General features: G+C 74.2%; 6 protein-coding genes. 2 read left to right on the forward strand and 4 right to left on the reverse strand.

What is annotated here, in order from left to right; translation table 11 throughout:
* Positions 1-23: 23 nt before the first annotated feature.
* The 3 genes from EAD96_RS04840 to EAD96_RS04850 are packed head-to-tail and all read right to left on the reverse strand — an operon-like array spanning position 24 to position 3,238.
* Positions 24-1,100, reverse strand: coding sequence for a zinc-binding dehydrogenase (locus EAD96_RS04840; protein WP_199733068.1), 1,077 nt, complete (start codon positions 1,098-1,100; stop codon positions 24-26).
* Positions 1,097-2,539: an aldehyde dehydrogenase family protein gene (locus EAD96_RS04845; RefSeq protein WP_121683424.1), complete on the reverse strand. Its 1,443-nt coding sequence runs from the start codon at positions 2,537-2,539 to the stop codon at positions 1,097-1,099. The genes EAD96_RS04840 and EAD96_RS04845 overlap by 4 nt, the downstream gene beginning before the upstream one ends.
* Positions 2,540-2,584: 45 nt before the next feature.
* Positions 2,585-3,238: a TetR/AcrR family transcriptional regulator gene (locus tag EAD96_RS04850; RefSeq protein ID WP_121683425.1), complete on the reverse strand. Its 654-nt coding sequence runs from the start codon at positions 3,236-3,238 to the stop codon at positions 2,585-2,587.
* Positions 3,239-3,325: 87 nt separating this feature from the next.
* Between EAD96_RS04850 and EAD96_RS04855 the strand changes: the two genes are divergently transcribed.
* Positions 3,326-4,498, forward strand: a complete 1,173-nt coding sequence (locus tag EAD96_RS04855) for an acyl-CoA dehydrogenase family protein (RefSeq protein ID WP_121683426.1) — start codon at positions 3,326-3,328, stop codon at positions 4,496-4,498.
* A gap of 90 nt (positions 4,499-4,588) precedes the next feature.
* The gene (locus EAD96_RS04860) at positions 4,589-5,104 is read left to right on the forward strand and encodes a peptidoglycan-binding protein (protein ID WP_158614777.1); all 516 of its coding nucleotides are present in this window, start codon (positions 4,589-4,591) and stop codon (positions 5,102-5,104) included.
* A gap of 85 nt (positions 5,105-5,189) precedes the next feature.
* Here EAD96_RS04860 and EAD96_RS04865 read toward each other — a convergent pair whose 3' ends face one another.
* Positions 5,190-6,227 carry an aminotransferase class V-fold PLP-dependent enzyme gene (locus EAD96_RS04865; RefSeq protein WP_121683428.1) on the reverse strand — a complete coding sequence of 346 codons (1,038 nt, stop codon included), beginning with the start codon at positions 6,225-6,227 and terminating at the stop codon, positions 5,190-5,192.
* Positions 6,228-6,260: the final 33 nt, after the last annotated feature.

The raw sequence follows: 6,260 nt of genomic DNA on the forward strand, positions 1-6,260 counted from the left end.
CGGCGAATCCGGCCCGAGCCGGATCAGTCCGGGAAGGTGACCACCCAGCGGGCGCCCTCGCCGCGGGCCAGCCGCTCCAGCGCGGCGGGCGCCTCGGCCAGCGGCACCGTGCCGCTCACCAGCGGCCCCAGGTCCAGGTCACCGGCGGCGAGCGCCTCGGCCAGCTCCGGCACCTCCCGGTCCGGGTCGGTCGAGCCGTACACCGAGGAGCGCAGCGTGCGCGCGGAGTGGAAGATGTCCAGCGCGGAGAGGCTGAGCATGTCGTCCTTGCCGCCCATGCCGACCACGGTGACCGCTCCCCCGCGCCGCGTCGCCCGCCAGGCGGCGCGGATGGTGGCGGACCGGCCGACGCACTCGAACGCGTGGTCCACGCCGCGTCCCTCGGTGCGGACCCGGATCTCCTTGCCCAGCCGGTCGTCCGAGCGCAGGAAGTCGGTGGCGCCCGCGGCGAGCGCCAGGTCCCGCTTGGCCTCCACCACGTCCACGGCGAGGATGGGCGACGCGCCGGCCCGCCGCGCGGCGGTCAGCACGGCCAGGCCCACCCCGCCGAGCCCGATCACCGCCACCGACTCGCCGGGTGCGACCCGCGCGGTGTTGCGGACCGCGCCGACGCCGGTGAGCACCGCGCAGCCCAGCACTGCGGCCTGCTCCGGCGGCAGTCCGGCCGGCACCGGCACGGCGGCGTGCTGCGGCACCACCACCTCCTCGGCGAGCGCGCCGAGCCCGAGCGTGACCTGAAGCGGCTCGCCGGCGGCCGTCTCGCCCCGGGGTGTCGACGGGTTGGGGTTGGCGGCGCAGAGCCACGGTTCGCCGTGCCGGCAGTGCCAGCACTCCCGGCAGGCCGGCGCCCAGTTGAGCACCACGGGTGTGCCGACCGCGAGCGTCGTGCCGGGCCCGGCCTCGGCCACCACGCCCGTGGCCTCGTGCCCCAGCACCAGCGGGTACGCGGGCGCCAGCGTGCCGTCCACCATGGCCAGGTCGGAGTGGCAGATGCCGGCGGCGCGGATGCGTACCCGCAGCTCACCCGGGCCGGGCGCGGGCAGCCGTACGTCCTCGACCGCCGGTGTCTCGCCCCGGCCGCGCACCACGAGCGCCCTCATCGCTGGATCGCCTTCACCTCGGTGAACTCCTCCACGCCGTACCCGCCCAGCTCCCGGCCGAGGCCGGACTGCTTGTAGCCGCCGAACGGGGCGAGCGGGTTGAACGCGCCGCCGTTGACGTCCACCTGGCCGGTACGCATCCGCCGCGCCACTGCCAGCGCCGCCTCGTCGTCGGCCGACCAGACCGCGCCGGCCAGCCCGTACCGGGAGTTGTTGGCGATGGCGACCGCCTCGTCGGTGTCGGCGAACGGGATCACCGCGAGCACCGGCCCGAACACCTCCTCCTGGGCGAGCGCGCTGTCCGGGTGCACGTCGGCGAAGACGGTGGGCGCCACGAAGTGCCCCTGCGGCGGCAGTGGCGCGTCCGGGCCACCGGCGACGAGCCGGGCGCCGTCGGCGAGCGCCCGGTCGACGTGGTCGCGTACCCGCTGGGCCTGCGCGGCGGAGGCCAGCGGGCCGAGCCGGGTGGCCGGGTCGAACGGGTCGCCGAGCCGGTAGCCGGCCACCGCCGCCGCGACCAGGTCCAGCGCCTCGGCGTAGCGGTCGCGGTGCACGAGCATCCGGGTCCAGGCGGTGCAGGTCTGCCCGGAGTTCAGCAGCGCGTTGCCCACGCCGACCTTGACCGCGGTGGGCAGGTCGGCGTCGGCCAGGACGACGTTCGCCGACTTGCCGCCGAGTTCCAGCGACACCCGGGCGATCCGCTCGGCGGCCAGGTGGGCGATGCGCCGGCCGGTGGCGGTGGAGCCGGTGAACGAGACCAGGTCGACGTCGGGGTGCGCGGCGAGGGCCTCGCCGACCACCGGGCCGGTGCCGGGCACCAGGTTCACCACGCCGGGCGGCAGGCCGGCGTCGGTGATCGCGTCGAACAGCAGGTACGCGGTCAGCGGCGTCAGCTCGCTCGGCTTCAGCACCACTGTGCACCCGGCGGCGAGCGCGGGCGCGACCTTGGCGACCACCTGGTGCAGCGGGTAGTTCCACGGGGTGATCGCCCCGACCACGCCGACCGGCTCCCGGACCACGAGCGAGTTGCCGACCGTGTGCTCGGCGGCCGGGCGGGCGGCCAGGTCGACCATGGTCCGCAGCACTGTCAGCGGCAGGCCGGCCTGGACGCGCGTGGCGAGCTTGAGCGGGGTGCCCAGCTCGGTCGCCACCGTGCGGGCGATCTCGTCGGCGCGGGCGGCGAGCGCGGCGTGCAGCCGGTCCAGGTGCGCGGCCCGCTGCTCGGGGGCGGTGGCGGCCCAGCCGGGGAACGCGGCGCGGGCGGCGGCGACCGCGCGGTCCACGTCGGCCGGCGTGCCGGCGGGCACCTCGCCGACGATGCTCCCGGTGGCCGGGTTCTCGACCGGGATGGTGTCGCCCGACGACGGGTCGACCCAGTCACCGGCGACGTGCAGGTGGCGGCGCGTCAGCAGGGCGGGAGGGGCGGCGGCGAGATCCATGGCGTCCTTCGGGGGCGGTGGAAACTAGCGGTGGGAGTTTCGACGCTACTCCGGACCGCCGACCCGTTCCAGCGGGGCGACGGTGGCCGCGTACTCGGCGGCCAGCCCGTGCAGCAGCGCGTCCAGGCCGAGCGCGAACGCCCCCTCGTCCACGCTGCGCTGGTGGCCGGCGAGGCGGTGCGCCTGGTTGAGGTGCGGGTGCGCGGCGTAGAGCGACGGGTCCTCGACGAAGCCGCGGGCGAACGAGCCGAGCGCGGACCCGGCCACGAAGTAGCGCATCGCGGCGCCGATGTGCGTGGCCCGCGCGGGCGGCCAGCCGGCCCGGACCAGTGAGCCGTAGACCGCGTCGGCCATGGCGAGCGCGGCCGGACGGCGGCCCGGCCCCTGCGCCAGGTACGGCACGATGTTCGGGTGCGCGGCCAGCGCGGCCCGGTACGAGCGCGCCCAGCGGCCGAGCGCGTCGAGCCAGTCGTGCTCCTCGAAGACGCCGATATCGACAGTCGCCGCGACGCCGTCGGCCACCGCGTCGAGGATCTCCTCCTTGGTGGCGAAGTGGTTGTAGAGCGAAGGGCCGCGGACGCCCAGCGCGGCGGCGAGCCGCCGGGTCGAGAGCGCGTCCAGCCCGTCGGCGTCGATCAGCGCCAGCGCGGTCTCGACGATCCGATCGCGGGTGAGCAGGGCCTGTCGGGGTCGGGGCACCTGGTCATCATCCTCCTTTCGGCATCGGGTCTGGACGCGGGAAAACTTCCAGCGCTAGTTTAGAGCCAGTCGACCTGAGGGGGCACCGTGGACTTCGCACTGTCCGACGAGGAACGCGCGATCCGGGACACCGTTCGCACGTTCGTCACCCGGGAGGTGATGCCGCTGGAGGCGGAGGTGCTGCGCCGCGAGCGCGCCCACCAGCCCGGCCTGGACCGCTCCGAGCTGCGCGAACTCCAGCTCAAGGCCAAGAAGTTCGGCTTCTGGGGGCTGGCCACGCCCGAGGAGTACGGCGGCATGGCCCTGCCCGCGGTGATGCAGTCGCTGATCTGGACCGAGCTGGGCCGCAGCTTCGTGCCGTTCCGCTTCGGCGGCGAGGCCGACAACATCCTGTTCCACGCCACCGAGGAGCAGAAGCGCGAATTCCTGATCCCCACCATCGAGGGCGAACGGATCTCCTGCTTCGCCATCACCGAGCCCGGCGCGGGCTCCGACGCGGCGAACATCAAGCTGCGCGCCCGCCGCGACGGCGACGACTGGGTCCTCGACGGCGAGAAGACGTTCATCACCAACGGCAACGACGCCGACTTCGCCATCGTGGTCGCGGTGACCGACCCGGAGAAGGGCGCCCGCCGAGGCGGCGCGACCGCGTTCCTGGTGGACCGCGCGATGGGCTGGCGGTCCGAGTTCATCCAGACCATGGGCGAGGGCGGCCCGGCCTCGCTGATCTTCGACGGCGTACGGGTGCCGCACCGCAACATCCTCGGCGAGATCGGGCAGGGCTTCACGCTCGGCATGGAGTGGATCGGCAAGGGCCGCTACACCATTCCGTCGCACGCCGTCGGCATCGCCGAACGAGTCCTCCAGATGGCGATCGACCACGCCAACACGCGCGAGACGTTCGGCGCGCCGATCGGCACCAACCAGGCCATCCAGTGGATGATCGCCGACTCGGAGACCGAGCTGGAGGCGGCCCGCTGGCTGATCCTGCGCTCGGCCTGGACGGTCGATGCGGGCCTCGACCCCCGGCACGCCTCCTCAATGGGCAAGCTCTACGGCGCCGGCATGGTCAACCGCGTGGTGGACCGGGTGCTCCAGATCCACGGCGGCATGGGCTACACCCGTGAGCTGCCGATCGAACGCTGGTACCGGCAGGTCCGGCTGTACCGGATCTTCGAGGGCACCGACGAGATGCAGCGGCTGATCATCTCCCGCGACCTGCTGCGCGGGTACACGAAGATCGGCGGTCACCTGGCCTGACGCGTTGTGTCCCAACTCTGACTCTGCGCAACCGGATGCGGGTGCCAGGTGTGTCCCCGGCAAAGGCACCACCAGCCGGAGGAGATGCACATGCGTACTCGAATCACGGCCGTCGCGCTCACGACGGCCGCCGCCATGCTCGGAGTCCTCGCGGTCTCGGCCGCACCGGCCTCGGCGAGCGTGAGTCAGGGGTACATCGCGGGTTCCGGCGACTGGCGGGACGACTGGGGCGACGAGGGCCCGATCTCGGCGTCGACACGCTCGTACAGCAACGTCGTCGCCATGTGGCAGATGATCCTGTGGGCCGACGGCTACCTCACCCGCTCCGACGTCGACTGCCGGTTCGGGGCGCAGACGACGGCGGCCACGAAGCGGTGGCAGAGCGCCCGGGGCCTCGTCGCCGACGGTGTCGTCGGGGCCAGGACCCTGTCCCGGGCGGCCACCCGGCTCGTCGTCTACGAGAGCGAGGGCTGGTACGCCTACGACGGAACCACCGACTACTTCCAGCTCGGTCGCCGGACCGACGGCAGGTGGGACATGACCCTCGGCCCGGACCAGGAGTGGGAGCTGCTCTCCTACACGTCCGCGACCTTCGACGTCTGCTGAGCGGTTCGGGACGGCCGGCGCGCAGTGACGCGCCGGCCGTTCCCGCCGCTTTCGGGCCGCTCCCGTCCACTCTCCGGTTGCGAGGTCAGCCGGCCAGCGCCTCGACCGCCCGGTCCACGTCCGCCTCGGTCGTGTAGAGGTGGAACGAGGCGCGGACCCGGCCGGCCCGTACCGCCGCGCGCACCCCCGCCCGGGCCAGCCGCTCCTGCGCGTCCGGCACGTCCACCGTGACGATCGCGCTGTCGCCGGGCGGCCGGCCCAGCCCGGCCAGGAACCGGTTGGCCAGCCCCACGTCGTACGCGCGCACCGCCTCCGGGTCCAGCTCGGCGAGCAGTTCCAGCGCCGGAGCCGCCCCGGCGTAGCTCATCCAGGCCGGGGAGATGTCGAAACGCCGGGCGTCGTCGGCCAGCCGTAGCGGCAGTCCGTAGTAGGAGGCGTGCGGGTCGCTTCCGGCGTACCACCCGGCCGCGTCCGGGCGCATCCGCTCGCGCAGCACCGGGGCCAGGTAGGCGAAGGCCGAGCCCCGCGGCGCCATCAACCACTTGTACGCCGCCACCACCACCGCGTCGGCCCGGTCCGCCGCGAACGGCAGCCACCCGCACGCCTGCGTCGCGTCGGCCACCACGAACGCGCCGTGCGCCCGGGCCGCCGCGACGATCTCGTCGTACGGAGTCACAGTGCCGTCGGCGGACTGCACCACGCTGAACGCCACCAGGTCCGTGTCGGCGTCGATCGCGTCGACCAGGCCGGCCAGCGGCACGGTGCGTACCCGCACGCCGCGCTCCTGCTGGACCAGCCACGGGAACAGGATCGAGGTGAACTCGGTCTCGGGCACCACCACGGTCGCGCCCGCCGGCAGCCCGGCCGCGATCGGCGCGACGAGTTGCGACGCGCTGGCACCGACACTCACGTCGGCGACGTCCACACCGGTCAGCCGCGCGAAGGCGGCCCGGGAGCGGTCCACCGACTCCTCCCACACCTCGAACGACACCCGCCCGGTCCGCCAGTCGGCGAGCACCTGCTGCACGGCGTCCCACACCGGCTCCGGCGGCAGTCCATAGGTGGCCGTGTTCAACCAGCCCGGCTCGGGCTGCCACAACTTCTGCGCCTGCTCCAGCTCCATGGCCCGGCGCTAGCCACCCCCTCCCCCACCCCG

It is taken from the genome of Micromonospora sp. BL1 (assembly GCF_003667485.1).
GTDB classification, from domain to species: domain Bacteria; phylum Actinomycetota; class Actinomycetes; order Mycobacteriales; family Micromonosporaceae; genus Micromonospora; species Micromonospora tulbaghiae.